This is a genomic window from Haloarcula sp. CGMCC 1.6347, assembly GCF_037078395.1.
GTDB lineage: Archaea > Halobacteriota > Halobacteria > Halobacteriales > Haloarculaceae > Haloarcula > Haloarcula amylolytica.
Genome location: NZ_JAYMGX010000004.1, coordinates 79,420 through 105,067 on the forward strand (window position 1 = coordinate 79,420; position 25,648 = coordinate 105,067).

26 protein-coding genes and 2 pseudogenes are annotated in these 25,648 nt (G+C 63.2%); 10 read left to right on the plus strand and 18 right to left on the minus strand.

Annotation, left to right across the window (positions count from 1 at the left end; all coding sequences use genetic code 11):
* Nucleotides 1–114: 114 nt before the first annotated feature.
* A complete protein-coding gene (locus VI340_RS18140; protein WP_008308386.1) occupies nucleotides 115–585 on the plus strand; it encodes a VOC family protein in 471 nt (156 codons plus the stop codon).
* A gap of 60 nt (nucleotides 586–645) precedes the next feature.
* On the opposite strand, the gene VI340_RS18145 is transcribed toward VI340_RS18140, so the two are convergent.
* Nucleotides 646–972 (minus strand): EthD domain-containing protein, encoded by a 327-nt coding sequence (locus VI340_RS18145; protein WP_008308384.1) that lies wholly within the window; start codon nucleotides 970–972, stop codon nucleotides 646–648.
* A 112-nt stretch (nucleotides 973–1,084) separates the two neighbouring features.
* Between VI340_RS18145 and VI340_RS18150 the strand changes: the two genes are divergently transcribed.
* Nucleotides 1,085–1,855 (plus strand): IclR family transcriptional regulator, encoded by a 771-nt coding sequence (locus tag VI340_RS18150; protein ID WP_008308382.1) that lies wholly within the window; start codon nucleotides 1,085–1,087, stop codon nucleotides 1,853–1,855.
* A 105-nt stretch (nucleotides 1,856–1,960) separates the two neighbouring features.
* Here the strand turns inward: VI340_RS18150 and VI340_RS18155 are convergent, their stop codons facing one another.
* Entirely contained in the window at nucleotides 1,961–2,773 is an 813-nt protein-coding gene (locus VI340_RS18155; RefSeq protein WP_336358895.1) for an enoyl-CoA hydratase/isomerase family protein, read from the minus strand.
* Nucleotides 2,770–3,654 (minus strand): 3-hydroxyacyl-CoA dehydrogenase family protein, encoded by an 885-nt coding sequence (locus VI340_RS18160; RefSeq protein WP_008308379.1) that lies wholly within the window; start codon nucleotides 3,652–3,654, stop codon nucleotides 2,770–2,772. Before VI340_RS18160 ends, VI340_RS18155 begins: the two co-directional genes overlap by 4 nt.
* Nucleotides 3,655–3,753: 99 nt before the next feature.
* Between VI340_RS18160 and VI340_RS18165 the strand changes: the two genes are divergently transcribed.
* A complete protein-coding gene (locus tag VI340_RS18165; protein ID WP_336358896.1) occupies nucleotides 3,754–4,896 on the plus strand; it encodes a thiolase family protein in 1,143 nt (380 codons plus the stop codon).
* A 9-nt stretch (nucleotides 4,897–4,905) separates the two neighbouring features.
* Here VI340_RS18165 and VI340_RS18170 read toward each other — a convergent pair whose 3' ends face one another.
* On the minus strand, nucleotides 4,906–6,342 hold the full coding sequence (locus VI340_RS18170; RefSeq protein ID WP_008308377.1) for a zinc ribbon domain-containing protein: 1,437 nt from the start codon (nucleotides 6,340–6,342) through the stop codon (nucleotides 4,906–4,908).
* On the minus strand, nucleotides 6,339–7,511 hold the full coding sequence (locus VI340_RS18175) for a thiolase domain-containing protein (RefSeq protein WP_008308376.1): 1,173 nt from the start codon (nucleotides 7,509–7,511) through the stop codon (nucleotides 6,339–6,341). The genes VI340_RS18170 and VI340_RS18175 overlap by 4 nt, the downstream gene beginning before the upstream one ends.
* Nucleotides 7,512–7,642: 131 nt before the next feature.
* Here VI340_RS18175 and paaK point away from each other — a divergent pair, with 131 nt between their 5' ends.
* Nucleotides 7,643–8,932, plus strand: coding sequence for a phenylacetate--CoA ligase PaaK (gene paaK, locus VI340_RS18180; RefSeq protein ID WP_008308375.1), 1,290 nt, complete (start codon nucleotides 7,643–7,645; stop codon nucleotides 8,930–8,932).
* 3 nt (nucleotides 8,933–8,935) lie between these two features.
* Here the strand turns inward: paaK and paaI are convergent, their stop codons facing one another.
* Nucleotides 8,936–9,331 carry a hydroxyphenylacetyl-CoA thioesterase PaaI gene (paaI, locus tag VI340_RS18185; RefSeq protein ID WP_008308374.1) on the minus strand — a complete coding sequence of 132 codons (396 nt, stop codon included), beginning with the start codon at nucleotides 9,329–9,331 and terminating at the stop codon, nucleotides 8,936–8,938.
* Between the two features lie 98 nt (nucleotides 9,332–9,429).
* Here paaI and VI340_RS18190 point away from each other — a divergent pair, with 98 nt between their 5' ends.
* Together VI340_RS18190 and VI340_RS18195 are read left to right on the plus strand one after the other, a co-directional pair.
* A complete protein-coding gene (locus tag VI340_RS18190; protein ID WP_008308373.1) occupies nucleotides 9,430–9,888 on the plus strand; it encodes a MaoC family dehydratase in 459 nt (152 codons plus the stop codon).
* Between the two features lie 146 nt (nucleotides 9,889–10,034).
* Complete coding sequence (locus VI340_RS18195) at nucleotides 10,035–11,486, plus strand: aldehyde dehydrogenase family protein (protein WP_336358897.1); 1,452 nt, start codon at nucleotides 10,035–10,037, stop codon at nucleotides 11,484–11,486.
* A 100-nt stretch (nucleotides 11,487–11,586) separates the two neighbouring features.
* On the opposite strand, the gene paaE is transcribed toward VI340_RS18195, so the two are convergent.
* From paaE to paaA, 6 genes and pseudogenes are all read right to left on the minus strand, one after another.
* Nucleotides 11,587–11,754, minus strand: coding sequence for a 1,2-phenylacetyl-CoA epoxidase subunit PaaE (gene paaE / locus VI340_RS18200; protein ID WP_004594293.1), 168 nt, complete (start codon nucleotides 11,752–11,754; stop codon nucleotides 11,587–11,589).
* The gene (paaD, locus tag VI340_RS18205; protein WP_008308362.1) at nucleotides 11,751–12,185 is read right to left on the minus strand and encodes a 1,2-phenylacetyl-CoA epoxidase subunit PaaD; all 435 of its coding nucleotides are present in this window, start codon (nucleotides 12,183–12,185) and stop codon (nucleotides 11,751–11,753) included. The genes paaE and paaD overlap by 4 nt, the downstream gene beginning before the upstream one ends.
* Nucleotides 12,178–13,011, minus strand: coding sequence for a 1,2-phenylacetyl-CoA epoxidase subunit PaaC (paaC, locus tag VI340_RS18210; RefSeq protein WP_008308360.1), 834 nt, complete (start codon nucleotides 13,009–13,011; stop codon nucleotides 12,178–12,180). Before paaC ends, paaD begins: the two co-directional genes overlap by 8 nt.
* Nucleotides 13,011–13,310: pseudogene (locus tag VI340_RS19895) on the minus strand (PacF protein); the annotation flags it as partial. The gene paaC and the pseudogene VI340_RS19895, both read right to left, overlap by 1 nt.
* A 48-nt stretch (nucleotides 13,311–13,358) precedes the next feature.
* A pseudogene (locus VI340_RS19900) lies at nucleotides 13,359–13,538 on the minus strand (PacF protein); the annotation flags it as partial.
* Between the two features lie 5 nt (nucleotides 13,539–13,543).
* Nucleotides 13,544–14,485: a 1,2-phenylacetyl-CoA epoxidase subunit PaaA gene (gene paaA / locus VI340_RS18220; protein ID WP_008308357.1), complete on the minus strand. Its 942-nt coding sequence runs from the start codon at nucleotides 14,483–14,485 to the stop codon at nucleotides 13,544–13,546.
* A 106-nt stretch (nucleotides 14,486–14,591) separates the two neighbouring features.
* On the opposite strand from paaA, the gene VI340_RS18225 reads away from it, so the two are divergent.
* Entirely contained in the window at nucleotides 14,592–15,248 is a 657-nt protein-coding gene (locus tag VI340_RS18225; protein ID WP_336358898.1) for a helix-turn-helix domain-containing protein, read from the plus strand.
* Nucleotides 15,249–15,273: 25 nt separating this feature from the next.
* On the plus strand, nucleotides 15,274–16,035 hold the full coding sequence (locus tag VI340_RS18230; RefSeq protein WP_336330670.1) for an enoyl-CoA hydratase/isomerase family protein: 762 nt from the start codon (nucleotides 15,274–15,276) through the stop codon (nucleotides 16,033–16,035).
* On the opposite strand, the gene VI340_RS18235 is transcribed toward VI340_RS18230, so the two are convergent.
* Entirely contained in the window at nucleotides 16,032–16,907 is an 876-nt protein-coding gene (locus tag VI340_RS18235) for an amidohydrolase family protein (protein ID WP_336330671.1), read from the minus strand. The two genes, VI340_RS18230 and VI340_RS18235, sit on opposite strands and share 4 nt — an antisense overlap.
* A 217-nt stretch (nucleotides 16,908–17,124) precedes the next feature.
* Here VI340_RS18235 and VI340_RS18240 point away from each other — a divergent pair, with 217 nt between their 5' ends.
* Nucleotides 17,125–17,958, plus strand: coding sequence for an HpcH/HpaI aldolase/citrate lyase family protein (locus VI340_RS18240; protein WP_008308353.1), 834 nt, complete (start codon nucleotides 17,125–17,127; stop codon nucleotides 17,956–17,958).
* 42 nt (nucleotides 17,959–18,000) lie between these two features.
* Nucleotides 18,001–18,723 (plus strand): class I SAM-dependent methyltransferase, encoded by a 723-nt coding sequence (locus VI340_RS18245; RefSeq protein ID WP_008308352.1) that lies wholly within the window; start codon nucleotides 18,001–18,003, stop codon nucleotides 18,721–18,723.
* 41 nt (nucleotides 18,724–18,764) lie between these two features.
* On the opposite strand, the gene VI340_RS18250 is transcribed toward VI340_RS18245, so the two are convergent.
* From VI340_RS18250 to VI340_RS18270, 5 genes are read right to left on the minus strand one after another with little or no spacing between them, the layout of a single operon-like run.
* Nucleotides 18,765–19,229 (minus strand): MaoC family dehydratase, encoded by a 465-nt coding sequence (locus VI340_RS18250; RefSeq protein WP_008308351.1) that lies wholly within the window; start codon nucleotides 19,227–19,229, stop codon nucleotides 18,765–18,767.
* Nucleotides 19,230–19,232: 3 nt separating this feature from the next.
* Entirely contained in the window at nucleotides 19,233–20,951 is a 1,719-nt protein-coding gene (locus VI340_RS18255; RefSeq protein WP_008308349.1) for an acyl-CoA carboxylase subunit beta, read from the minus strand.
* 2 nt (nucleotides 20,952–20,953) lie between these two features.
* On the minus strand, nucleotides 20,954–22,738 hold the full coding sequence (locus tag VI340_RS18260; protein ID WP_336330672.1) for an acetyl/propionyl/methylcrotonyl-CoA carboxylase subunit alpha: 1,785 nt from the start codon (nucleotides 22,736–22,738) through the stop codon (nucleotides 20,954–20,956).
* The gene (locus VI340_RS18265) at nucleotides 22,738–23,904 is read right to left on the minus strand and encodes an acyl-CoA dehydrogenase family protein (protein WP_336358899.1); all 1,167 of its coding nucleotides are present in this window, start codon (nucleotides 23,902–23,904) and stop codon (nucleotides 22,738–22,740) included. The genes VI340_RS18260 and VI340_RS18265 overlap by 1 nt, the downstream gene beginning before the upstream one ends.
* A 45-nt stretch (nucleotides 23,905–23,949) precedes the next feature.
* On the minus strand, nucleotides 23,950–25,632 hold the full coding sequence (locus tag VI340_RS18270) for an acyl-CoA synthetase (RefSeq protein ID WP_336358900.1): 1,683 nt from the start codon (nucleotides 25,630–25,632) through the stop codon (nucleotides 23,950–23,952).
* Between the last annotated feature and the right edge of the window lie 16 nt (nucleotides 25,633–25,648).

Consider the following 25,648-nt stretch of genomic DNA (forward strand, 5'->3'; position numbering starts at 1 on the left):
TCAGTGGTGCAGGAGTATAGATTATAGCAGGGAGGGGCCGGGTACCCTCCCACCGAGATTGACACTTATCGTCCGACCCAAGCATATAATTGGGAGCCTGACGCAGTCCTCGCCATGTCTCAGGAGACGCCGATCCGTGTCGATCATATCGGAATCGCTGTCGAGGACATCAGTGACGCCGAACCGTTCCTGTTCGCACTCGGCTGTCGGAAACTCATCGAAGAGTCCGTCGAAGGGCGGTTTCGCTGGGCGCAGTACGATTTCGAACGGGACGCGTCACGGCTGGAACTCATCGCACCGGAGGCACCGGACACGTTCCTCACGTCGTATCTCGACGACCACGGCCCGGGACTCCACCACGTCACGCTGGAAGTGGCTGCTATCGACGCAGTGAAAGCGATACTGGAACGCAACGGCTACAGCGTCGTCGAGTACCGCGAGTATGAGGACTGGACCGAGGCGTTTGTGCCACCGTCGAACCCGACCGGGGCGCTCTTTCAATTGTTCGAGTATCACGACAGCTACGACGCTGAGCGACCGCCCGCCGAGAAACTCTACGTCGATGGGAGCCGACTCGATGGCTGACATCTGCAACGGTTCGCTCTCGGGAAACGGAGTCGAGCGGGAACAGCAGGAGCGACGCTATCAGTCGTCTCTTTCGTCGAGCTGGACCGTTTCCTCGACAATAAGTCGGGGGCCGGCCTCCAGGTCGATAAACTCGGCCGCGTCGGCCTGGACCGTCTCGGCGAGGTCGGAATCAAACGCCTCGCTGAGTGCGTCCATGTCCTCGAAATAGAGCTCAAGCACGCCGTCGTACGCCGCACGCTCCGGGTCTGTCGGCACAGACGTCACGTAGCGTTGCAGTCCCGGCAGATCCTTCGCCAACTCCGAGTGGTCGCCCTGCCATCGGTCAGCGAACTCCTCGTGACTGTAGCCATCTCTCCGGACGAGCAGATCGACGATTTTCACCATGCGTTCCCCGTGTCGCCCCGGAGTGGCTTTTACTTACCGATCTGACAGTCCCGCCACCGATTCGAGATACTCGAACAAAACACTTGTAAGCCGGTTAGTCATGTGTGTACGTATGGCAATCCCGCCCGCTGTCAACAGGCCGGTCGGAACGATCGAGCGAGCGATCGAGATCATGGAGTATCTCAAGGAACACGACACGGCCACCGTGTCGGAGATGACGGCCCACCTCGACTGTGCGAAGAGTACAACGCACAGATACCTGAAGACGCTCGCGGCCAACAGTCTCCTCGTCGAGGACGACAACGAGTATCAGCTCGGTATCCGCTTTCTGGACTACGGCGAAGTGGCACGGAACAAATACCGGCTCTACGACGAGGCCAAGCCGAGAGTCGACGAACTCGCGGAGGAGACCGAGGAAAAGATCTGGTGTGCGGTCGAAGAACACGGCCGGAGCGTCCACATCTACGGCGCGCAGGGCAAACACTCGGTGCAGACGTACGCCCGGGTCGGCCATCGGAACTATCTCCACCAGCACGCCGCGGGGAAGGCCATACTCGCACACCTTCCGGATAGCCAGATCACGGAGACCATCGACAGGCATGGCCTGCCCGGCCGGACGCCACAGACGATCACCGACAGGGACGAACTCTGGGAGGAAATCGAGACGATACGTGACCGCGGCTACGCGTTCAACTTTCAGGAGTCTGTGGAGGGACTGCACGCGGTCGGGGCCCCCATTACGGACGAAAACGACGTTGCCATCGGGGCGATCAGTGTCTCCGGCCCGGCAAGCCGGCTTGAAGGCCCCATTCTCCGGGACGAACTGCCGACGCTGCTACTGGGCGTCGTCAACGAAATCGGGATAAACATGGCCCATCCGTGAGGCCACCAGCGTAGTTCTAGCGGGGCAACTGGCTGTTTTTGGACTGTTCTTCTCTGTGTGCGGTATCAGCCAAGCTGGGGACTTCGGTCTGGGAGCGGGGCGTGCTCACTCGCTGGTCCACTCCGGCTCTCTGTCTTCGAGGAACGCGTCGATCCCTTCGTCCTTGTCGCCAGTGGCGAACAGTTGCGCGAACAGTTCGGCTTCGTACTCGATGCCGGCTTCGAGGTCCATGCGGGAGCTTGCGCGGACGGATTTCTTCGCAAATTCGAGCGCCGCGGGGCTTTTCTCTGCAATGGATGACGCTAGATCGTAGACGCGCTCGTCGAAGGAGTCGTCGTCGTGGACCTCGTCGACGAGGCCGATGTCAGCGGCCTCCGTCGCGTCGATGAGTTCGCCGGTGAGGATCAGCCGCATCGCGTGGCCTTCCCCGACCAGACGCGGCAACCGCTGTGTCCCGCCACCGCCGGGCATGATGCCGAGGTTGATCTCCGGCTGGCCGAACTTCGCGTCCGTGTGCGCGATCCGGATGTCAGCCGCCTGAATCAGCTCACAGCCGCCGCCGAGCGCGTGCCCGTTGATGCGGGCGATGACCGGCATCGGGCACTCGTCGACGTACTCGTAGACCCGCGGTCGCTTGCTTGCGTCCCGTTGCTGGAGCATATCCCGCTCCCGGAGTTCCGTCACGTCGGCACCCGCAACGAATGCGCCGGTGTCTGCCGCGCCAGTCAACACGACAGCACGAACGTCACTGTCCGGAACTGCGTCGAAGACCTGTTTGAACTCCGACCGCAACTGGGTGTTGAGCGCGTTTCGGGCCTCCGGACGGCATAATTCGACGGTAGCGACGTTTTCGACGCGGTCGCCGACGCTCACCGAAACCGTTTCACAGTCCGCCGCGGCGTCAGCGAGGTCCGTCATGCGTCCCCCCAGTCGCCGCTGGTGCCGACGATGTCGCCGTCCTCCCAGACGTAGAACCCCTCGCCGGATTTCTTGCCGAGTTTGCCCGCGCGGACCTTCCGTTTCAGAATCTGTGGCGGGCGGAACCGTTCACCGAGTTCCGCACGCAGGTACTCGAGGATGTCGAGCCGGACGTCGAGACCGACGACGTCGCCGAGCTCGATCGGTCCCATCGGGTGATTGTAACCGAGCTCCATCGCGGTATCGATGTCCCCCGGTGTTGCAACGCCCTCCTGCACCATCCGCATCGCCTCGACGCCCAGCGAGACGCCGAGGCGGGAGGAAGCAAAGCCCGGTGCGTCGGCCACCTCGACCGGTGTCTTGTCGATCCCGTTCACGAACTTGCGGGCACGCGCGACCGTCTCGGCACTCGTCTGTTCCGCGACGACGATCTCGACGAGTGCCATGATGTGAACCGGGTTGAAGAAGTGAAGGCCGATGGCTCGGTCGGGATAGTCGAGGACGCTCGCTATCTCAGTCAGCGACAGCGAAGAGGTGTTTGACGCGATAAGCGTCGCCGGCTCGACGTGGGATTCGACCTCGGTGAGCGTCTCGTGTTTGATATCCATGTCTTCGGGGACTGCTTCCACAACGAGGTCTGCCCCGCTCACAGCCGCCTCCAGCGATGTCGTTCCGGTGAGGCGGTCCAAAGTTTCCTCGGCCGTGGATTCGGTCACTTTCTCCCGGGCGATACCCTCCTCCAGATTCGACTCGATGGCGGCCAGGCCGTCGTCGACGATATCCGCATCGATATCACGGAGAGAGACGTCGTGACCGGCCATTGCCGACACCTGAGCGATACCGTGGCCCATGGTACCGGCGCCTAGGATAGCTACGTGCATCGTTTCTCAGCACAGTAGCGAAGGATAAAAACGTTGCTTGCGTCTCGCCGCCGGTGTGGCCTGCATTTAATACGGCGGCCGCGATAGGAGTCGGTGAGGATGACTGCTTCCGACTCGCAAGCCGTTGTTGTCGACGCCGTACGAACGCCACAGGTACCGAAGGATGGCGCGCTGGCCGGGACACATCCCGAAGACCTCGTCACCACTGTGCTTGCCGCACTCGTTGACCGGACCGGGGTCCCGGCCGTCGAGTGGGACGACTTCCGGCTCGGGTGTGCAAACCAGGAGGCAGAGCAGGGGCGCAACCTCGCCCGGCAGTCGATACTCGCCGGTGGGTTCCCCGAGACGGTGCCCGGGGCGACGACGACCCGCCTGTGTGGCTCGTCACTGACGACGCTCGTCGACGCCGCTCGCGCCATCGAGGCGGGCGACGGGGCGGTGTATCCGGTCGCTGGCGTGGAACACATGAGCACCGTGCCCTTCTCCGACTGGCTCCATCCCGCTATCGAACAGCGGTACGACCCCGACAGGCTACCCATGGGGCAGACGGCAGAAACCATCGCACGGACCCACGATATCGGCCGTACGGCCCAGGACGAATTCGCGTTGCGGTCACACGAGCGCGCGGTCGCCGCTATGGAAGGCGGGCGGTTCGACGCGGAGACCGTGCCAGTCCACACCGACGAGACAGCGGTAGAGAGCGACAAAACACCGCGAGCAGACACGTCAGTCGAGCAGTTGAGCGAACTCCCGACAGTGTTCCGTGACGACGAGGCAGCGACAGTCACGCCGGGGAACGCGTCACCGCTGACCGACGGCGCGGCCGGGATGCTCGTCACTTCGGCGGCGTACGCAGAACAGCACGACATGGATGTTCTCGGCCGGGTCAAGACACGGTCCGTCGCTGGTGTCGACCCGCTAGTCATGGGCCGGGGACCGATTCCGGCGACGCGTGCCGCACTGGACGACACTGGCCTGACAATCGACGATATCGACCTCGTGGAACTCAACGAAGCGTTCGCGGCCCAGAGCCTCCACTGTAAGCGCGAACTGGGGATTCCGACCGAACGGCTCAACGTCAACGGAGGGGCTATCGCGCTCGGGCATCCGCTTGGCTGTTCGGGGGCACGAATCACGACGACGTTGCTGCACGAGATGCGTCGGCGGGATGCGACTCACGGACTGGCGACGATGTGTGTCGGTTTCGGTCAGGGCGTCGCGGTCGTGTTCGAGCGTCCCTGATACTGGCGTCTATCGGCGCTGACTGGCGACCTGCGCTTTGAAGCCGTATCTGATGACGCCCTCCTGCGTGTAGATGCGCCGCGTCGTCAGCACGACAGGGGTGCCGATGGTGACCTCGTCCGTCGCTTGAAGTACCTGTGCGGGAACACTCACGGTTTGCTCGCCAGCTGGACCATCGAGCGCGACGATGGCGCTATCGAACTCGCCGCTACTGGACTGCTGCGCGACGAACTCCGGCGGTGCACCGCCCTGTTCGATAGTCGTTACTGCCGCAACCGTCCCTGTTCCGGGCAGTTCGACGGTCTCGAACTCGCCAGCGCGCTCGTGACAGTCGCTGCAGGCCCCGGTCGGCGGGAAGTTCAACGCGCCACACGCAGCACACCGGCCGGCGACGAGTCGGTGGCGTTGCGGAATCGTCCGCTGCCAGGACGGGACGCTGACGTAGGCCCCGCCGCCCTCGGGTTCGTCGCGCGTAATCTCGCCACGCCGCCTGAGGTACTCGGCGTAGGACAGGGAGACGCCGCTGTCCAGTGCGGTGTTGACCGGAACGGGACCAGTGGCGACGAACAGCGTCGCACTCGCACCGCTTCCGTACGCGGCGATCAACACGCGTTCGGCGTCGTCTGCAAACGCTGTCGCCGCCCCGAGAAACGCACTTGCCGCACCGGTGTCCCCGAGCGTACTGACTGTGTCCGCGGCGGCGATAGTGTCGGCGTCGGCCCCGAGTGGCCCTGTCGCCCGGTAGGGGAGTTTGCCGTCCGGGGACTGGACCGCTGCCGCGTCGACTGTCTCTGTCGGCACGTCCAGTCTGTCGGCCGCACTGCCGAGCGTGGTCGTGAACGCCTCGCGGTCGTACTGCGTCACACCGAGGCCAGTCGTCCGGTCGTCCCCGCCCGTTCTGAACCGCGTTCCGGGGTACGCCGCCGTGTGTGACGCCCGGTCAACGATGGTCCCGGGACCGTCCTCGTCGACGACGAGTGCGACACTCCCGGCACCGGCGGCGTGCTCAACGCCGCTGTCGGGGTCACCTCGTGGACAGTCACTGATAACGACGAGGCCGACGTCGTCCCCGAACGGCCCACCGTCCAGTGTCGCGTCCAATGCCTCCGCGCCGGAGTGCGTGGAGCCGGTCATCGTCTGCGTCTTGGCGTCGTCCGGGACGTTGAGAATACTGCAGAGCCTCGCTGTGAGGTCCTCTTCCGCCATCGGCGGTGTCGTCGTCGCCAAGGCCAGGTGTGCGACGTCCGTACCGGACGCGTCGGCCGCAGCTAGCGCGCGACGCGCGGCTTCGACACCCATCGTGACCGCGTCCTCGTCGGCGTCGGGGACCGCCTTCTCGTCGATCCCCGCTGCATCGAACCGACCCCAGGCGGCTTCGAACTCCGCGGCGTCGATCCGGAGGCGAGGCGCGTACGCACCGATAGCCGCGAGCCCCGACGCGGTCATCGTGCAGCCTCCCGTTCGAGGACATGGACAACGGCGCTCCCCCCGCTCCCACCCACGTTGTGAGTGAGCCCGTACTTCGGGGCCGCTAGCTGCCGGTCCCCGGCGCTACCGGTGAGTTGTTTGAACGCCTCGACAATCTGTCCGGCCCCGGTTGCGCCGATGGGGTGGCCCTTCGATTTCAGCCCGCCGGAGAGATTGACCGGCATGGCTCCGTCGGCTTCGGTCGTTCCCTGTTCAAGCAACTGTGGGGCCTCGCCGCGGTCACAGAAGCCGAGGTCTTCGTACGCAAGCAGCTCGGCGATCGTGAAGCAGTCGTGTACCTCGGCGAAGTCGAGGTCGTCGGGGCCGATCCCGGCACGATCATAGGCCGTGTCTGCAGCGGCTTCCGATGCAGAGACCGCGGTGTAGCTATCTCGCTGGAAGAGCCCGACCCGGTCGCTGGCTGCGCCGACTCCGGCGATTCGCACCGGGTCGTCAGTGTACTGCTCGACGACATCTTCACTGGCGACGAGAGCGACGGCTGCACCGTCAGAGGTCGGACAGCAGTGATAGAGGTTCAACGGGTCCGCGACGACCGGAGCGTCGACGGCGTCTTCGAGGGAGCACTCGAAGCCCAGGTGGGCCTTCGGGTTCTTTGCACCGTTCCGATGGTTCTTGACCGCCACCATCGAGAGGTGCTCCTCGCTGGCCCCGTACTCCCGCAGATACGCGCTTGCCATCTGTGCGTAGACGCCGGAGAACGTCGTCCCGGTCAGCCGTTCCCACTCTGTTTCGCCGGAAACGCCGAGCCAGTACTTCGTCACGTCGCTGCTCATGTCTGTCATGACTTCGACGCCGCCAGCCAGCGCCACGTCGGCCATCCCGCTTTTGACCGCTTGCACTGCCTGACGGACGGCGTAGCCAGACGCGGCACAGGCGTTTTCGACGCGCACGCTGGGGATTCCGTGCAGCCCGGCGTGTTCGGTTGCTGCCGGTCCCGAGAGACCGAGTTGTCGACCGCCCACGCCGAGTGAGCCGACGACCGCTTCGTCTATCGCATCCGTGTCGATACCGTGGTCGACACTGTCGAAGGCGTCGCTGACTGCGTGGTCGAACAGTGATCTGTAGCTCTCTTCGGGCATCGAGCCAAACGGCGTTTGCCCTGCGCCGATGAGATACGCGTCCCGCATACATGGAACTCTGAGGGTACTGAAAAATAGCTTTGCATCACTTGCCGACAGTCACACAGCAAGCACGACCGGCACTCGGAGTGGTCAATCCCAAACCATTTTATCACTATCATTCCACTCTATCATTGACGATGGTGTACAAGCAACTGGAGGCGGCTGACCGTACAGAGCTGCGTGCGTTGCAAACCGACCGGTTACAGGGGATTGTTACGCATGCCTACGAGAACGTCCCGTTTTACCGGGAGAAGCTCGACGAGGCGGGCGTCTCACCCGAAGACATCCAGAGTATCGACGACATCACGAAACTGCCGATGACGACGAAAGAGGATTTCCGCGACGAGTACCCCGACGGCCTGTTCGCCGTCGACGATGCGGACGTCGCCCGGATCCACGCGTCGTCCGGGACGACCGGGAAGCCGAAAATCGTCTCGTACACGGATGACGACCTCGACAGCTGGAGCGAAGTCGTTGCCCGTTCGCTGGCTGCGAGCGGGACCGGACCGGGCGACACCGTCCAGAACGCCTACGGATACGGGCTGTTCACCGGCGGATTGGGGCTTCACGACGGAGCCGAGGAGCTGGGGGCCACAGTTATCCCTATCGGGAGCGGCCAGACCCAGCGACAGGTCGAGTTGATGACCGACCTGGAGAGCGATGTGTTCACATGCACCCCATCGTATGCGCTGTACCTCGCCGAAACGGCCGAGGAAATGGGCCACGACCCAAGCGACCTGCCGATCTCGACGATTATCTTCGGAGCGGAACCGTGTACCGACCCGATGCGGGCGGAAATCGAAGAGCGACTGGGCGTCGACGGCATCGATGTTTACGGGCTCTCGGAGATCATCGGTCCCGGCGTCTCGTGTGAGTGCCACGAAGCGCAGGACGGGCTCCACATCTGGGAGGACCACTTCTACCCGGAAGTCATCGACCCACAGACGAAGGAGCCGGTCGAGGAAGGCGAGGAGGGTGAACTCGTTCTCACAACACTCACCAAAGAAGCGTTGCCGGTCTTCCGATACCGGACCGGGGATTTGACGACGCTGAACTACGACGAGTGTGCGTGTGGACGGACGATGGTACGGATGGACAACGTCACCGGTCGGACTGACGACCTCCTCATCGTCCGTGGCGTGAACCTCTATCCCAGTGAAATCGAACACGCTGTGCTGGACATCGACGGCGTCGCTCCGCACTACCGGATCGACCTCTACGAGGAGAACAACCTCGACGTTCTGGAACTCACCATCGAACGGACCGCGGAGCAAGGGCCGGGTAACGAAGCGCTGGAAGAGGAAATCATCGAACGGCTGGAGAACGTGCTCGCGTTCACCCCGGACGAACTCGAACTCGTTGCGCCCGGGAGCATCGACCGAACGCAGGTCGGCAAGGTAAAACGCGTCTACGACCACCGTGACTGACTGTCAGGGCCGGTAGACTCGTCCGCGAAACGTCGCGATGCGCTCGCCATCCTGCGCAGTCACCGTTACCTCGTACTCTGCGGTGCTGTCCGCGAGATGCGTCTCCTCGGCGACCGCAGACAGCGTCTCACCGGTTTCTACGGCGTCTAAATACGAGATGTTCGTCTCCAGTGCGACTGCCGCCTCGCCGTGCGAGTTCGACGCCGCGGCGAAGGCTGCATCGGCGAGCGAGTAGACCGCACCGCCATGGGGCGTCCCATGAAAGTTCAGCAGGTCCTCAGTAATCGTCAGTTCAGTCTGGGCGTACCCCGAGTCGACTTCGACGACGTCGATGCCGAGGGTTTCGCAGTACGCGTCGGATTCGATGCGCTCTCTGACTTCGTCGGCGACGCCGGACATACGGCCTGTGGTTCTATCAGGAATAATAAATATATACCGGTCGCCGCTGCTGTCAGCGGAGCGTAAAAATATAAATGTCTGCTATCAGATGGGGAACTATGGCGTACAGCTACGAGCCACACCACTTCGAGGACTTCGAAGAGGGACAGGAGTTTATCAGTGTCGGCCGGACAGTCACCGAGTCCGATTTCGTCATGCACTCTGCGCTGTCGGGCGACTGGACGGAACTGCATACGAACAAGGAGTACGCGGAAGAACAGGAGTTCGGTGAGCGGATCGCACACGGGCCGATGACGTTCGTGCAGGCGACCGGCTTCGTCTACCGGACCGGTATCGTCGAGCGGACCGCGTTCGCGTTCCTCGGAATGAACTACATGGACCTCCCGAACCCGGTCCACATCGGCGACACACTCCAGTTGGAGATCGTCGTTGACAACACCAAGGAGGTCGGGCGCGACGACGCCGGGTTAGTCGTCCTCGACACTGAAATGGAAAACCAGGACGGGACCGTCGTCTTCAAGGGCGACATGAAGTTCCTCATCAAGAAACGAGAGTGAACCCAGTGGCGCGTTCGAATGCGGGGCATCGGTAGCGGCTGGTACCTCGATGTACGACTGGAAAGTCGGAGCCGGCGCACCCGCCAGCCAAACATGAATAATAAATAATAACAACTAAGACGCCGCGCCCGCCCTCTGTTATTGCAATGGAGTACACCGGCCCGACAGACCTGTATATCGGCGGCGAATGGCGAAAAGCGACCAACGGCGGCAGCATCGAGACGGAGGACCCGGCAACGGAACAGCCCTACGCGTCGGTACAGAAGGCCGAGGCGACTGATATCGACGATGCGGTACAGGCGGCACAGGCGGCCGTCGAAGACGGCTCCGAGTGGGCGACGATGGACCCGGGGACGCGACGGGCGAAACTCCACGCGATGGCCGACGCCATCGAGGAGATGAAAGACGAGCTCTCCATGGTTGAATCCCACGACAACGGGAAAACGCCGTTCGAAGCCGGGCTGGAAATCGACATGGTCACCGATACGTTCCGCCACTACGCCGGGTGGACGGACAAGATACGCGGCGACGAGATCCCCGTCGAGGACGGCCGGCTCAACTACACCGTCCGCGAGCCGGTCGGCGTGACCGCACACGTCGCGCCGTGGAACTATCCCTTCCAGCTCGCCGGCCGCGGCCTGGCACCGGCGCTGGCGGCGGGGAACAGCGTTATCCTCAAACCGTCCGCTATGACGCCGTTATCGGCGCTGTACTACGCGAAAGCTGCCGAGGAAGCGAGCCTTCCTGACGGCGTCGTCAACGTTGTTCCCGGGAAGGGCTCCGAGGCCGGCGACGCACTCACCGGACACGAGGGCGTCGATCACGTCACCTTCACCGGGAGTACAGGTGTCGGAAAGACGGTCCAGCGAAGTGCCGCCGACGCGGTCGCCGACGTGACACTCGAACTCGGCGGGAAGGGGCCGGCAGTCGTGTTCCCCGACGCGGACCTCGATGCCGCCGCCCGCGGCATCCAGTACGGAATCTTCATGAACGCCGGGCAGATGTGCTGGGCGAACTCGCGTATCGTCGTCCACGAGGACGTCTACGACGAGATGGTCTCTCGGATGGCTGAGATCGCAGAGAACATCCCGCTCGGCGGCGGCATCGACGACGACGGCCAGATGGGACCGGTCGTCAGTGCGGGCCGACAACAGGAGATTCTCGACTATATCGAGACCGGCAAAGAAGAGGGGGCGACTGTTGTGGCCGGCGGTGGCGTTCCTGCGGACAGAGACACCGGTCACTTCGTCGAGCCGACCGTCTTTGCCGACGTGGACAACGAGATGACGATTGCACAGGAGGAGATCTTCGGTCCCGTGCTCACCGCAATCGAAGTGAGCGACGAGGAAGAAGCGATTGCGGTCGCGAACGACTCACCGTTTGGCCTCACCGCCTGCGTCTGGACGAACGACCTGACTCGCGCGCACACCGTCACGGACAGACTTGACTACGGGATGGTGATGGTCAACGAGACGCCCAACACCTGGCCACAGACACCCTTCGGCGGCACGAAACAGAGCGGCCACGGCCGCGCACAGGGCGAGCAGGCCATCGAGAGCTACACAGAGGTCAAAAACGTCCACATCAACCTCGGCTGAAGCTCTCGCTGACGAGTCGTGATTAGGCTGCGGGCAACAGTCCCACCGCTCTGCCTCACGCTGTGAAACTCCGAAGGCAGAACTGGCGAGTAATAACGGCTTACTCGAACTTCTTGAACTGCTGCAGGCACTCGTTGCAGTAATGAATCGACTGGCACCGCGACGGCCCGCGTGGGTGTTTCCGCTCGGTGTCGGTCGAGCCACAGTACGGGCACTCCGCGCCCGTCTGTTCGCCGCTGGTCGTGACACTGGGGTCGGGTTCACTCATCCGTCGAAGCTCATCCCGAAGTCCCGCAGCGCTTCTTTGCCCTGTTCTGTGACCAGATCAATCGACCAGTCCGGGGCCCAGACCAGTCGGACCGACGCGGTCTCGATTCCGTCGACACTCTCGGCGGCTTCTTCGACCTCATCGAGGATGATCTCGCGCGCTGGACAGCCGCTGTAGGTGAGCGTCATGTCGACCGTGACAGCACCGTCGGACACGTCGAGCCCATATATGAGACCCAGATCGACGATGCTGACCGGCATCTCCGGGTCCTCGACCTGATACAGGGCCGCCCACACGTCGCGTTCAATGCCGTCGGCGTCTTCGCCCGTGGCCGGGACGTCGTCCGCTACGTGGTCTTTGGTCTCGTAGTCGGTATACGAACACGCGGTAGCATCAGCGTCCGCGCGTGGCCGGTCGTAGTCGCTACTCATCGTCGGCCGCCATTATCAGCGTCGCTTCGTCACGGCCCAGATTCCGGTAACTGGCCGTCATTTCTTCGTGCAGGTCGTGCCAGTGGTCGGTATGTTCGTTGTCCCGGCCTGCCGGCGTTGCGGGGGCAGCATCGGTCGGCACGGCGAACCCCAGTTCGGTCAGGAACGATTCGACGCGGGTCTCCCACTCGGTGCGCATCTCGTCGAGGGTCATCGTGCGGATGCCCAGCCGGTCGATGTCGGCCTCCACGTCGCCGACGGGTTCGAACAGCGTGAGGGCGTACGGATAGAGCTCGTCGATAGCCGCCTGGACGCGTTCGCTGGCCTCCTCGTCCAGCGCCATCCGGTCCAGCCAGCTCTCGGCGTGTTCGAGGTGATAGCCTTCCTCGCCCTGGATGCGACTCGTTCTGTTCCGGATAATCTCGTACGACGAGTCCTCGAGCGCGGAGAGGCGGATGTCTTCAGCGACGTCGTAGAGGTACGCTCTGACGATAGCATCGGCCCAGTCACCTTCCGCAAACGGTAGCTCGACGAGCGTACTGTGCTGGAAGTCGCTGGGGTCGCTCTCGTAAATGAGCGATTCCTCGGAGTAGCCGAGTTGCTGTACCGCATCGTACCACAGTCGTGCGTGGCCCAGCTCGTCCTGTGCGTTGTTGGAAATCGAGAGGTCCGATTCCAGTGTCGGCGCACGCACCTGCCAGAACGTGTAGCGTTCGGCCTGAACCAGCTCGTCGTCGGCGAGCCGGAGCAGCTGTGCCTCGACTGCGCGCTGTTCGTCCTCGGACAGGTCGGCTGGACCGCCGAGGTCGGATTCCGTTGTTGCCATTAGATCTCACCTCGCTGTTTCTCCGCTTCTATCTGCTCGGACTCGGAGGCTTCGACCTCCTCGGCAGCCGGATCGACGTTGTACGTCTGTGCGAACCGGTAGGACTTGTTGGTCGTCCCACCGAAGCTCACGTCGTCCTCGGTGACTTCGCCGATGTACTGGTGCTGTACGACCCAGAGACTGTTGGGGTCGTCGTCACTGAACGTTGCAATCGCCGCCTGTTCTGCGCCGGCGGTGCTGGGGGCTTCGACGTCACCGCAGTGCGTGTGATACCCGCCGGGCTGGTCCTGCCGGAAGACAGCCCACGGTTTCTCGGCGCTGTTTCCGACCTCGTCACGGCTCTCTGCGTCAGGATCGACCTGCGTGATTTTCTCTTGCGGGGCAACCCAGAGCGCGTGGGTCGGCTTCCGCCGCCCGTGCTGGATGACCGAGAACTGCTTCGCCATCTCTCGGTCGGGTGCGTGGACGTCCCGGCAGTGAACGAAATCCGCGTCCGGACTCTGTTGTCGGAATACTTCCCAGATCATCGTTCTCAGTCCGCTGCCTGTGTCTGCGGGCCGCTGTTCGTGGTCGTCTGGTCGTCCATCATGTCACGGACCCACTGCACCGCTTCCTGGGCCTGCCGGCGACCGCTGATCTGTTCGATGCTGCCGTCGTATTCGTTCTGTGAGACAGTGAAGAACTCGTCCCAGTCGAGGTCGTCCTCGACGACCTCGTAGGTCCCGTCACCGTTGTCCCGGATGCGTGGCTCGTCGGGCATCTCCAGCCCGTATTTCTTGGCCTTCGGGATGTAGGTGTTGAGGAACGCGTTCCGAAGCTCGTCGTTCGTACACGTCTTCAGCCCGACTTCCGCGGCGAAGTCGTGGTGGGTGCTCTGGTCGTCGGTCGGGCCGAAGAACTGCAGGATTCGCGGCCACCACTCTTCGAAGGCCTCCTGAGTCATGCGCTGTTCCCTCCGGGAGCCGTTCATCAGTTCGCGGAGGATCGACTCACCGTGCTTGACGTGCATCCCCTCTTCGAAGCAGATCTTGTCCATCGCGTGGGCGTACGGCTCCCAACTGGACTTTTTCAGGGTCGCCTGGCGGCGCATCGCGGCCCCGTCGACGAAGAAGGCGATCATCGGCGTCTCGACGTAGCTCTCCATCGGGTAGTGGAAGCAGTTCAGGAACTTCCCGTCCCCGTTCGCCAGATCGTCGAGCATCTCTTCGCGGGTCTTGACACCGAGCGACTCCGCCGCTCGGTAGAGCATCTGGCCGTGGCCGATTTCGTCCTGCACCTTCGCGCTGAAGGCCATCTTTCGCTCGATGCTCGGGGCTTGTCTGATGAAGGGCCGTTCGAGGTACGCCCCCATAATCTCGCTGTTGGCGTGGAACTCGAGCATCCGCGTGGCTGCCTGCCGATACTCTTCGGGAAGGTCGTCTTTCGGGCTGAACTCCCGGGGTCCAGCGCGGGCTTTGACTTCGTCAACGTTCATATGTGTCCCATAAATCGTGAGGAATGTTCTTACTAATTTGCCCCTATATAGACGGGTTTTATAAGTATATCCGCACATATACGAGGCAATGATAGAGGAGTGTCTAATGGTCGAATTTCGCATCGAGGGCGATAACTGCCCATTGGCAGATGCGAGTAGTGCCACTGGCACGCCCATCGAGGCGGCCCCGCCCCTCCTCCGGGATGACCGTAACGTATTGTTGCGGTTCAGCGCGCAGGCGAGTGAGGAACTCGGGGACTACCTCGACGGCGACGACCGGATCCGCTATCTCTACCAGTCAGTTACCGAGGGTCGGTACAACTACCGGTGTCTGTCGCTCCAGCAGTGTGTCGTCCACAAACTCATCAGCGCGGGCTTCATGGTGGAATCGCTGACCTATCGGGACGGAAACGCGATTCTGACTGGCGCTGTAGTGGGCCACGAGATCCTCCAGACGGTCATGGAGACGGCCGGTGAAACCGTCGGCGTGAAGCTGCAGCGGGTGTACGCACTGCGTGCGAGAGAAGACGCGTCTATCGCCCAGCAGTGGGACCTGACCCCGGCACAGACGGAAAGTCTTCGGTACGCGGTCGAGATGGGCTACTTCGTCGTCCCACGACAGACTACCGCTAGTGAAGTCGCCGCCGAACTCGGTATCAGTAAGTCCGCGTTCCTCGAACGACTCCACCGCGCACAGCACTCGCTGTTCACACAGCTGTTCGGCGGCATCGGCGAAGGCCGACCGGACGACGACCGGGAGTAAAGTACCCGCGCGTGTGAGTACGACCATGCGCGTTGAAGACGGCGCTGTTCGACGAATCGTATTCGACCGTCCCGATGTCAAAAACGCGATGACCGGGGCGGTCGCGACTGAGCTCGCTGCTGCGCTCGCTGACCTCGACCCGGCGACACACGATGCCGTGCTCCTCACCGGCGACGGCGACGCCTTCAGTGCCGGCGGGGATATCGAGGCGATGAGCGAGCGTGAGGAGTCCGCGACGGAAGCCTACGAGCGGGTCCGGACGACGCTGGGTCAGGTGGCCAGCAACATCCTCGAAGCGCCGGTGCCTGTCGTCGCGAAGGTCAACGGGGATGCGGTCGGTGCCGGGCTGTCGCTCGTGGCTGTCGCTGATTTCGCGTACGCCGCCCAGTCCGCCCGGTTCGGTGCGTCGTTCATCAGCGTCGGCCTCGTGCCGGATATGGGCGCAACCGCGATACTCCCCCGGCTCATCGGGCTCAGGAAGACCAAGGAACTCGCGTTCACCGGGAAACTGATCGACGCCGAGACCGCCGCCGAGATGGACCTGATCAACGAGGCTGTCGAGCAGCGTGACCTCGATGCGCGGATGGCCGACCTGCTCGAAACGCTTCGGGCACAACCGACAGCGAACCTCGGGCTGGCGAAGGAAGCGATCCACGACAACATCGGCCAGCCGTTACAGACCGGGCTGCGCCGAGAGGCACGCATCCAGTCACTGGCGTACGATACGCCGGCTCATTCGCGTGGCGTCGAGGCGTTTCTCGACGGGCGAACACCGGATTTCGATTAGCGGTCGAAAAACTCCTGCGCGTTTTCGAACAGGATCTTCCGCTGGACGTCCGTATCGAAGTCGGTGTCGCGAGCGAACGATTCGAGCCACGTTTCGGGGTCGATCATCGGGTAATCGGTGCCGAACATCACCTTGTCTTTGAGGACTGTCCCGGCGTAGTGAAGGACCTGATCGTCGATGTACTTCGGCACCCAGCCCGAGAGGTCCATGTACACGTTGCCCTTCTGCTGACAGATAGCCAACTGCTCTTTCTCCCACGGGAACGCGGGATGGGCGATGAGGATGTCGAGGTCCGGATGGGCGGCGGCCACGTCGTCGATGAGCATCGGGTTGCCGTACTTGACTTTCAGGCCTCGGCCACCGGCGCTACAGGCCCCGAGCGTCGAGTTGCCGCCGTGAAAGACGACGGGGACGCCGAGGTCTTCGATGGTACTCCACAGGTGGTCGTGGCGTTCGTCCGAGGGGTCAAAGCCCTGTGCGATCTGCTGGAACTTGAACCCGGAGAGGTCCAGATCCTCGACACACCGAATCGCCTCCTGCACGCAGTCGTCTTTCAGCGGGTCGACGCTTCCGAAGCCAACGAAGAAGTCGGGATGCTCGTCCCGGACCTCGGCGACGTAGTCGTTTGGGACGGGCGGGTTCCCGGTGTTCGTCTCCGCGTCCCAGCCAAGCAGGACAGCGCCACCGACGCCCGCCTCGTGGTACTCCGCGAGCATCTCTTCGTAGTCCCACGTCTCCAGATCAGTGCCAAAGCGGTCGGCGGCGTCCTGCATCATTTCGCCGCCGGCGTCGTGGAGGAACTCGCTGGTCGGCTGATGCGCGTGCGTGTCGAACAGTTGCCTGTCGGCGACGCCGGGGAGGTCAGTTGTCACAGGGGGAGGTTTTACCCAATATCATAAAAAGCCATGCCCGTTTTCGCTGCGTAGAACATTCGCCGGAGCGAGTGGAGAACCGTGCTGAGGATACCAGCATCGAGAGGAGCCGATAGTGACGGCGACGGACGAACAGAGCGCCAGACGAAGGCTCACCCCGGGTATGGCCGGGCGTCAATCCCATACAATCTTACTACCGGGGAGTGAAGGCACAGCTATGGTTCGTCGCAGTGTTCTGTTCGCACCGGGTGACAACGCGGAGTTGATGCGGAAAGCGGCCGGTGGCGACGCTGATGTCGTCGTCTTCGACCTCGAAGATGCGGTCGCACCGGCCGATAAAGAGCAGGCACGTCAATCCGTTCAATCAGTACTCTCGGCTGTCAGTTCGGACAGCCACATCTGCGTTCGCATCAATCCAGTGGGGGTAAGCGCCACAGCCGACCTCGCTGCGATACTGACAGACGCCGGTCCCGACAGCGTGATGCTCCCCAAGGCCGGGTCCGCCGACGACATCGAAGCACTGGAACGGCTCCTCAGAGAACACGATACGGACCTCCCGGTGCTTGCGCTGGTCGAATCGGCCACCGGCGTCCTCAACGCGGCGGAGATCGCAGCCGCCGATTCCACCGATGCGCTCCTGTTCGGGGCCGAAGACCTCGCGGCCGACATCGGTGCGAGTCGCACCAGCGATGGACGGGAGGTGCTCTATGCACGCCAGCGGGTCGTCGTTGCGGCCAGCGCCGCGGGAATCGACGTAATCGACACGATCTACCCGGACTACGGCGATCTGGACGGCCTCCGCGAGGCAACTGAGTTCGCCGCACAACTCGGGTACGACGGGAAGATGGCGATCCACCCGGACCAGGTCGCGGTCATCAACGACGCGTTCACCCCCAGTGACGAGGATATCGCATGGGCCGAGCGCGTCGTCACAGCCGACAACGAGACAGACGCCGGCGTTTTCGAGGTCGACGGGGAGATGATCGACGCACCGCTTATCGCACAGGCGGAGCGTGTCCTCGAACGCGCTCGCGAAGCCGGTCAGCGGTAGCCAACGGCAACACCTATCCGGGACCTGGCTGTGCTGTCGCGTATGAAAGACGTCGTCCGGCAGAACTTCGATGCCAGCGTCGACGCCTACACGACCTACGAGCGGCGGACCAATCGCTTCACGTCGCTCGCGCGACTACTCGCCGCCGAGATGGGCGCTCGTACTGACGGCGGCCTCGGGACAGTTCTCGATGCGGGCGCAGGAACAGGCGTGAGCACACGCGTATTCGCCGAGACAACAGCGGACACAATTGCCCTCGATATCAGCCGCGAGATGCTGAGCGAGATCGAGTCCACTGCTCGACTGCAGGCCGATTTCGACCATGTGCCACTCAAAGACCGGTCAGTCGACGGCGTCGCGTTTACCGCCTCGCTCTTTCTGGTCCCTGACCCGGCCGCCGCAGTGCGAGAAGCCGCCAGAATCCTCCACACAGACGGCGTGGTCGGCGCTGTCGCACCGCTGGGCTGGTTCCGGCCTGACGGCACGGACGTCTTCGAACAGTTCGAGCGCGAGTCACGCTCCCCGACTGATACACCGGCTATTCGGGACGCCCTCGCGGACGAGTTCTCGACGATTACGGGGACCTGGAATTTTTCGACGACTGCCGAAAACATCCGGCTGTTCCACGCGATTCCCGCGATGGCCGCACGGCTCTATCCGAAACTCGAAACGGAGGAGCGGGTTCGACAAGCTCGTGAACTCCTCGGCGCTCTCGACGGCACGTTCGAGCAACGATGGCGCTGGGTCGTCGGTGTGCCCGAATAGGTGACTTGAATCTGCGGTTCGTCCGTCGAGCGGTCACAGCGTCACTCGGCGTGGTCCCGTTTCAGCGACAGCACGGTGCGGTCGAACTCACAGACGAGGACGTCGTCCGAATCTGCGAGTTTGAACACCTCGACGTGCATCGTGACGACGCCGCGTTCGCCGTCGCTGGTCTCGCGTTTGTCGGTCACGGTCGACTGCACGCGAATCGTGTCGCCGTGGAACACCGGGTTCGGATGCTCGACGCTGTCGTAGGACAGGTTCGCGACGATGGTGCCGTCAGTCGTCTCTGGAATGGTCAGTCCGACAGCGACACTCATCGTGTAGAGTCCGTTGACCAGTCGTTCGCCGAACTCCGTCTCGGCCGCGAATTCAGCATCGAGATGGAGCGGCTGCTGGTTCATCGTCATATCGCAGAACTGCTGATTGTCGCGCTCGCTGACGGTACGGCGCTTCTCGTGTTCGATGGTCTCGCCGACCTCGAACTCCTCGTAGTAGCGTCCTGTCATAGCTCAGAGGATGGTCCCGTGTTTCTTGTCCGGGAGGTCTTTCTCGACGGTCTCGTAGAACGCAAACCGGTTTGTCAGTTCCGTTCTGAGGTCGCTCGGCGGGACGATGTCGTCGACGACGACCTCGCTAGCCATTCGATGAATGTCGATATCCTCGCGGTAGGCCTCGCGGAGTTCCTGCTCCTTTTGCTGTCGCTCGTCCTCGTCGTCGATCTCTGAGAGCTTGCGGGCGTACACGGCGTTGATGGCCGCTTCGGGACCCATGATCGCGATTTCCCCGCTCGGAAGGCCGATTGTCGATTCGGGGTCGTACGCGGGGCCGGACATCGCGTAGATGCCCGCGCCGTAGGCTTTCCTGACCACGACTGACTGCTTGGGCACTGTCGCCGAAGACGTGGCGTAGATCATTTTCTTGCCCTGTTCGAGGATGCCCTCCTTCTCGACGCCTGACCCGGCCATGAACCCCGGCGTATCACAGAGGTACAGTAGCGGGATGTTGTAGGCGTCACAGGTCCAGATGAACTGGGCGGCTTTCTCCGCCGCGTCCGGGAAGATGGCCCCGGCGCGCTGGGCTGGCTGATTGGCGATGACTCCGACCGGGCGGCCGTCTATCCGGGCGAACGACGTAATTATTTCTTTGCCGTACTCGGGCCGGAGTTCGAGCGTCGACCCGGCGTCGACGACCCGCTGGATCACGTCGAACATATCGTAGCCTTTGTTCGGCTTGTCCGGGACGACGGCGTCGATGCCCTCCGGCGAGCGCTTCGGGGCCGTCCCACTGGTCTGTGGTGGGTCTTCGTCGGCGTTGTCGGGCAGATAGCTGATGAGTTGGGCGACGAGTTCCCGGGCGTGTTCCTCGTCGTCGGCGATGAGGTCCGCACTCCCGGAATGCTGTGCGTGGACAGCAGGGCCTCCGAGGTCTTCGAGGCTGATCTCTTCGCCGGTGACCATTTCGACCATCCGGGGGCTGGCAATCGCCATTGCACTCATATCCCGGACCATGACGGTGAAGTCCGCGAACACCGGCGTGTACGCCGCACCGGCGATACAGGGTCCGTACAGCACACAGATCTGTGGGACCCGCCCCGAGAGCATCGAGTGGTTGTAGTAGAACTTCCCGATACCCTCGCGGTTGGCGAAAAAGCCCGTCTGCTGGTCGATACGGCCGCCCGAGGAGTCCATCAGGTACAGCACCGGACGCCCGGTTTTCAGCGCTCGCTGTTGCATCCGGAGGAACTTCTCGACGCCCTTTGCGGCCATGCTGCCGCGCTTGACCGTGTAATCGTTGGCCATGAAATGCAGGTCACGGCCCTCGAACTCCGCGGCCCCCGTGATGAGCCCGTCGGCAGGGAGCTGGTCGTCGGCGTCGAACTCCGCGAACGTCCCGTCCTCGAACAGGAACTCGTCACCGAACCACAGGTCGATACGGTCCCGGACGAACAGCTTGCCCTCTTCGGGCAGCTGCTTCTTGTACTTTTCCGGCCCGCCTTCGAGGATCTCAGCAATCTCCTTGCGCAGATTCTCCTCGCGTTCGGTCGGACCGAGGTCGTCGTCGACTGGGTCCGTGGCTTCGGCCCGTCCATTGCCGTCGTAGGTCGCGCTGCCGACCGCGTCGCCGCTGTCGACGACGAGGGTTACGTCGTCCTCGAAGTGTGTCGCCAGCGCCTCGGCAATGGCCTGTGCTTCCGATTCGGTCGCGTCGGCTGAAATTCTGACTTGCATACTTACTCCTCCAGTACGACCAGGGTGTCTCCCATGTCTACGGAATCGCCCTCCGCGACCGGGACGGACGCGACGGTTCCACCCGTGGACGCCACCACGTCGTTCTCCATTTTCATCGCCTCCAGCACGCAGACGACATCGCCCGCGGCGATATCGTCGCCGGGCGTGACTTCGGTCGAGAGAATCGTTCCCTGCATCTCGGCGGTAATCGCACCCGACGTGGCCACGTCCGCCGTGCCGCCACCGGCTGCGTCGCCGCCCGAGGTACCACTGCCGGAGCCGCCACCGGCGTTTCCGTCACGGGAGACGCGGGGAAGTCCGTCCGTAACGACGACATCGAAGCGCTTCCCATCGACCTCGACGGCGATTTCGTCCGTCGACGCCGACTGGGCGTCGCCACCGACCTCGTCTGAACCCCATTGCGCAACAGCCGCGTCGAGAGCATCGTCTGGGAGTTCCTGGTCGAGGTATTTCGTCGTGTGCGTCCCGGCGACGAAGGTGTCGTCGTCGAGCATCAACCGATGGAACGGGATGGTGGTATGGACGCCTTCGACGGTGAAATGGTCGAGGGCACGCTTCGACCGGTCCAGACAGTGGTCCCGGTCCTCGCCGGCGACGATGAGCTTCGCGATCATCGAGTCGTAGTCGCCCCCGATCTCGTCGCCCTGCGAGACCGCGTGGTCGAGGCGCACACCGATGCTGCTGGGCGGCGCGTACGTCGTCAGCGGTCCCGGCGTCGGTGCGAAGTCCTCGGCCGGGTTCTCCGCGTTGATCCGGTACTCGACGGCGTGCCCGTCTATCGACACGTCGTCCTGTGTGAAGTCCAGTTGCTCGCCCGCGGCGACCCGGAGCTGCCAGCGAACGATGTCGATGCCCGTCACAGCCTCGGTGACGGTGTGTTCGACCTGGATTCGGGTGTTCACCTCCATGAAGTAGAACTCCCCGTCCTCGACGAGGAACTCCACCGTGCCGGCGTTCGTGTACCCGGCTTCGCTGACACCGCGTCTGGCGGCCTCGCCGATCTGCGTGCGCAGTTCGGCATCGAGGGCCGGACTCGGGGCTTCCTCGATGACCTTCTGGTGGCGACGCTGGAGCGAGCAGTCGCGCTCGCCCAAGTGACGGACGTTGCCGTGTTCGTCTGCAAGCACCTGCACTTCGACGTGTTTCGGGGCTTCGAGGTACTTTTCGACGTACACAGAATCGTTGCCGAAGTAGGCTTCCCCTTCGCGCTTCGCGCTTTTGAGCGCCTCCGCGACCTCGGCCTCGCTCCGGACGATCTTCATGCCGCGACCGCCGCCGCCACCTTCGGCTTTTATCGCGATGGGGTAGCCGTACTCGGCACCCAGTTCGCGTACTTCGTCCGGTTCACTGACGAGGTCCGTCGTGCCGGGGACGACCGGGACGCCGGCGTCCTGCATCACCGTCCGGGCTTTCGTCTTTTCGCCCAGCGTCTCCATCGCGTCGCTTGGCGGGCCGACCCAGGTGATTCCGTCAGCGGCTTCGACGCGGCCAGCGAACGCGGCGTTTTCCGCGAGGAAGCCGTACCCGGGATGGACCGCGTCGGCCCCGGCCCGCTCGGCGACGTCGAGGATCGCGGTCTGGTCGAGGTACGACTCGCTTGCGGGTGCCGGCCCGACGTTGTATGCTTCGTCGGCGTACTCGACGTGGCCGGCGTTGCGGTCGGCGTCGCTGTAGACGGCGACCGTCTCGATACCCAGCTCTTCACACGCAGCCATCACACGGACCGCGATTTCGCCGCGGTTTGCGACAAGGACTTTCTCGAACATTAGTAGGATCTGGGGAAACCGAGGTGCTGCCCGATGTGGTTGTACGCCATCTGCTGGGAGACCGGGGCCAGCCGCGTCAGGTTGATCTCGCGCCACCACCGCTCGACGTCGTACTCCTTCGCGTAGCCCCAGCCACCGAACGCCTGCATGGATTGCTTGACCGCTTCGATGCCGGCACTGACGGCCGTCGCCTTCGCGACGTTCGTCTCGTACCCGCACTCCTCGCCCTGATCGTAGAGCCAGGACGCCTTCTCACGCATGAGCGCCGCCGTTTCCATGCGGGCGTACGCCTTGGTGATCGGGAACGAAACCGCCTGATGGCTCCCGACCGGCGCGCCAAACACCTCCCGGTCGCTGGCGTACTCGATAGCAGTGTCAGCAGCCAGTTTACCGATGCCGGTCCCGGCGGCCGCAAAGCCGATGCGTTCCGGGTTCAGCATATCGACCAAGACCCACCAGCCGTCGTCTTCCTCCCCCAGGAGGTTCTCCTCGGGGACCCGAACGTCCTCGATGAAGACTTCACAGGACTTCGAGTAGTTGATACCGTGTTTGGGGATCGGCGAGACGTCGATGCCGGGGTCGTCCATATCGACGATAAACAGGCTTATACCGTCGGTCCCGCGCTCGACCTCGTCGCGTGGGGTCGTGCGCGTGACGAGGATCATGTTGTCGGCCCGGTCCGCGAAGGTAATCCAGGCCTTGTTCCCGTTCAGGACGTACTCGTCGCCGTCTTTCTCGGCGCGGGTCGCGACGTTCAGCGTGTTTGTCCCGGCCTCGGGCTCTGTGATACCGATAGAGAAGTTCCGCTCGCCGTTTGCGATGTCCGGCAGATAGGTCCGTTTCTGCGCTTCTGTTCCGTTGTCCCTGATGCCGACGGCGGCCATACCGGCGGTGAGCACCAGATACCAGGTGCCCGCCATGCCACAGCCTTCGGCACAGAGCGTCTCCATGACCAGCCCCATCTCCTGTATGCCCATCCCGGCCCCTTCGTACTCCGGCGGGACCAGCAGGCCGTGGAAGCCGGCCGCGGCCAGTTCGTCCCAGAATTCCTGTCCGAACTCGCCTGCCTCCTCTTTCTCGCGCCAGTACTCCGGTCCGTACTCGGCCGCCACGTCCGCCGCGGTCGACCGGATCATCGAACGTTCCTCCGTAGATTCGAAATTCATTGGTGGTTGTGTGCGTGTTGTCGCTCGTAATTCTCACAATCCGCGTCAGGATTCGACTTCGGCTTCTGCTTCGGCGTCGTCGTGGAGTTCGGTTCGGCGAATTTTCCCGGTCACTGTCTTGGGCAGGCCCTCCCGGAACTCGATTTCGCGCGGGTACTCGTGTGCCGAGAGCTCTTCTTTCACGTAGCTCTGGATGTCTTCTTTGAGCAGGGCGGACGGCTCGGCGTCCTCGCTCGGCACGACATAGGCCTTGACGATGTTCCCCCGCGCCTCGTGTGGTTTGGGGACAACTGCCGCCTCGGCGACCGCGTCGTGTTCGCCCAGCGAACTCTCGACCTCGAACGGCCCGATGCGGTAGCCAGCGGAGAGGATCACGTCGTCCGCCCGCCCCTCGAACCAGAAGTAGCCGTCCTCGTCTTTGTGTGCCAGGTCACCCGAGAGGTACCATGTCCCGTTTGGCCCGTCAATAAACGATCGCTGGGTCTTCTCGGGCTTGTTCCAGAACTCGGCGAAGAAACACGGGTAGTCGCCCCGCTGTGCGATTTCGCCCGTCTCGCCGGGTTCCAGAACCTCGCCGCTCTGTGGGTCGACGATGTCGGCCTCGATTCCGGGGAGTGGTTTCCCCATTGACCCGGGCCGGAGATCCATCGTGGGATAGTTGTTGATGATCATGTTCCCGGTCTCAGTCTGGCCGTACGTGTCCAGAATCGTGACGCCGAGTTCGTCTTCCCCCCACTCGACGACGCCGGCGCTGAGCGGTTCGCCGATGGAAAGCGCGTGCCGCAAGTCGAGGTCCACGTCAGCAAGGACCTCCTCGTTCTCCCGGAGCATCCGGTACGCCGTCGGGACCGAGAACAGGACGCTGATCGGGTATTCGTCGAGCAGGGCGGCCCACTCGTCGGTGTCGAACTCGCCCTCGTAGGTGAACAGCGATGCCCCCCAGAACCATGCGCCGAGCGTGTTGATGGCCCCGGTCAGCCAGCCGAGGTCGCCGGTCGACCAGTACAGGTCGCCGTCCTGGAGGTCCACAGCGTACTTCTGTGTTGCCGCGACGCCGGCGATCCAGCGCTGTTTGTGGAGGACACCCTTGGCCAGCCCGGTCGTTCCCGAGGTGTAGTACAGCAGCGCGTCGTCTTCCCCGCTGGTCTCAGCGACCTCGTACGACGTACTCTCGCCGTCAAGTGCGGTATTGAACACCACGTCGTCAGCGGGTGCGCCGCCCCCACGGTCGACGGTGATTACGTGTTCGACCGCCGGCGCATCGTCCAGTGCGTCTTCGACCGTGTCGCGATTGTCCGTCGTGGTGACGACGACCTTCGCGTCGCAGTCGTCCAGACGGTACGAGATGCCGTCGGGGCCGAACCGCTCGTTGACGCTTCCCCAGACAGCACCGTGTTTGAGCGTGCCGACCAGCGCCACGTAGTGCTCCGGAATCCGGGGCATATATGAAAAGACCCGGTCACCCTGGGCGACCCCGAGGTCGTCGAGAACGTTGGCAAACTGGCTCGAACGGTCAGCAAGCTCCCAGAACGTCATTTTCGACAGCTCTCCGTCGGTCCCGACCTGGTAGAGTGCGACCTGGCCCCGGTCGATCGCGTGTCGGTCGGCGACTTCGTGGCCGATGTTCAGGTCGTTCGGTGCGTCCCAGTCCGCTGCCGCGTAAATATCGTCCCAGGAGAACTCGTTTCGCGCTGTGTCGTAGTCCGGGAGGTTGTGGCTGGTGACCATACACCGCTCGGAATAC